We start from the raw sequence: 2,178 nt of genomic DNA, 5'->3' as shown, positions 1-2,178 counted from the left end.
CGCAAAAAATAACCACAATTTTAACCCCCCAAAACAAGCACCCCCGAACGGCTTACCCCAACCTTTTCCACACACCCGATCACCAAAACAGGGAATAAAAACAAAACCCTGTCTTACAGGTGGATGGCCTCACTTCGTGAAACCATCCACCCCGCATAAGTTTTTTAATCGGTGGTGTCGTCAATCACTAAATCGGAACCCCAAAGGGGACCCCCACGATTTAGCATTTGACGAGATTAACTCTCGGAGATGGCATCATGCTTTTAACGGACTTTAAAAAACGGTGAACGGATGCGGATTTTAATCCGTGTCTGTGAGGCGTTGAGCAACGAGCAAAGCGAGGCGGTAGAAAGAGAGCCAGCGGCAGGCTCAGGACGATAATCCGGGGAAAATGTACCACTCGCAGAGTGTTAACATTTGACATCGGATTGTCTATCCTGCATTGGTGTCGAGTTGGCAAGGCTGAGGATAATGCTGAGGATAATGCTGAGGATAATGCAGGATAGACAGAGCACTAGAGATTGCATGCAATCTCGTACCTATCACCTCAGCCTGCCGCTGGCTCTTTTCCAGAACTAAGAATGCGTTCTTAAAAATCCAAACTTGATACCGTTTAAATCTATTTTCACAAAAAGAGTTTTTACCCTCTCGTTTGTTTTCTGAATATATAAAATTAATTCATCCTCAAAACCTTCGTGCGGATGAAAACCAAATGTGCCAAAACTTAATCCATCAATAAGCAAAATAAGGTTTTTAAACCTGTCAGGAATCACCGCTTCACTTCTTAAAAAAAATAAACCAATAGTCTTATTTCCATTCAGGTATTCAATATTAATATTCATACGTTAATCCGATTTATCCTTCTCAGGGGCGCGTTTGTAACGCCGTTTACCTGAATCCCAGACAAACGCCGTCCGCTTCCCGTCATCAGTGCCATCCCCTACATCGTCGGCAATGACAAGATCCTCATTGGTTTCTCGATCCAACTGGAGGACGTTTTTTAGCGCCCCACCGGTCGAGATAAAACGGCGCTTGTGAAGCTGCCGCGTCAGCTCAAGAAACCACTCAGGATCGTTTGCCATATCTTCCGGTTTAACGGAGTATTTCAGCGTTTCAGCAACCGCGCTTTGCAGTTGCTCGGCAACGTTGGCCACAACCTCACCTGTCTTAGTTTTTACTGCCCGAATATCGATATTCGGCTCATAGTTCACCCGCAAGCAATCGCGCCAGAGTTCTACCCAACGTTCGTGCTTAACGTAGTTCTTCCCTTTAAACCAAGAAGGTTGCACCATCAGCAGACAGTGAAAATGCGGATGTGCGCTGCCATCCTTACCTCGCGTCACCTCCGTAGCCCTGATCCACCCCTGAACAGGTGATAGCTCCTTTCGCTTTTCCATTCGCTTAAACGCCGCATTCATTGCTGTAAGGACTGTTCCAAGTTCACCTATCTCGCAGTTCCTGACAGTTAACGTCAGAAACAACCATCGGGAAGACGGGTAATCCACAACGATTTTCGGTAGAGCCTGATAAAAACGGGCTTGCCACATGAGGGTTCTTCTCCACTGGCAGACAGGGCAATGACGGACACGGCAAAATTGCGCACTACGAAGCCGTAGGCGCGTTTCTCCGGTTTCCATGATGGTAGACCAACCAAAACGTAACAAACCGCTACAGGAGGCCATACGGAGTGCATAGCGCTCGAATTCAGCAGCAGTCTGGTAGATACCCCCGACAGAATCGGTAAGCGTGCGCTGGGTATCCCAAACTGCATCACGGGGGCTGTAGTCCGAAAGGAATTTATCTTCTGACATTAAGCCTGCTCCGATCTGGGCAGGCTGTGATTTGATGTGGTATATTCATCACGTACCTGTGCATTGCGAGCCAGTACATGTCACCAGAGTTTGCCGCTGAGGTGACACATTCGAAATGTTGGGGAGTGTTGACGCACTCCCCAACGCCGATTAAAAACGCCTCAATTCTGCTCCATTTTCTTTGACCTGTCAAAACCCACTCAAAGCCTCGTCATTACTGGGCTAAACCACTATTTCATATCCGCCATTTATCCCTTAAGTATAAATACAAGGATCACGCGCGAGAATTGCGCAAAAAATAACCACAATTTTAACCCCCCAAAACAAGCACCCCCGAACGGCTTACCCCAACCTTTTCCACACACCC

Annotated in this window: 2 protein-coding genes; both read right to left on the bottom strand. The window is 47.2% G+C overall.

Annotated elements, in window-relative coordinates; all coding sequences use genetic code 11:
* Positions 1 to 575 precede the first annotated feature (575 nt).
* A complete protein-coding gene (locus tag OQV04_RS24355) occupies positions 576 to 842 on the bottom strand; it encodes a hypothetical protein (RefSeq protein WP_001024536.1) in 267 nt (88 codons plus the stop codon).
* Positions 843 to 845: 3 nt separating this feature from the next.
* A complete protein-coding gene (locus OQV04_RS24350; protein WP_001287824.1) occupies positions 846 to 1,811 on the bottom strand; it encodes a protein rep in 966 nt (321 codons plus the stop codon).
* Positions 1,812 to 2,178: the final 367 nt, after the last annotated feature.

It is taken from the genome of Escherichia sp. Lx600-2 (assembly GCF_036662595.1).
In the GTDB taxonomy this organism is placed as follows: domain Bacteria; phylum Pseudomonadota; class Gammaproteobacteria; order Enterobacterales; family Enterobacteriaceae; genus Escherichia; species Escherichia coli.
This window is presented reverse-complemented; position numbering and strand designations above follow the sequence as displayed.

Excerpts from the sequence above, each read along its gene's own strand:
- OQV04_RS24355 (WP_001024536.1), bottom strand. The coding sequence starts at position 842 with ATGAATATTAATATTGAATACCTGAATGGAAATAAGACTATTGGTTTA.
- OQV04_RS24350 (WP_001287824.1), bottom strand. The coding sequence starts at position 1,811 with ATGTCAGAAGATAAATTCCTTTCGGACTACAGCCCCCGTGATGCAGTT.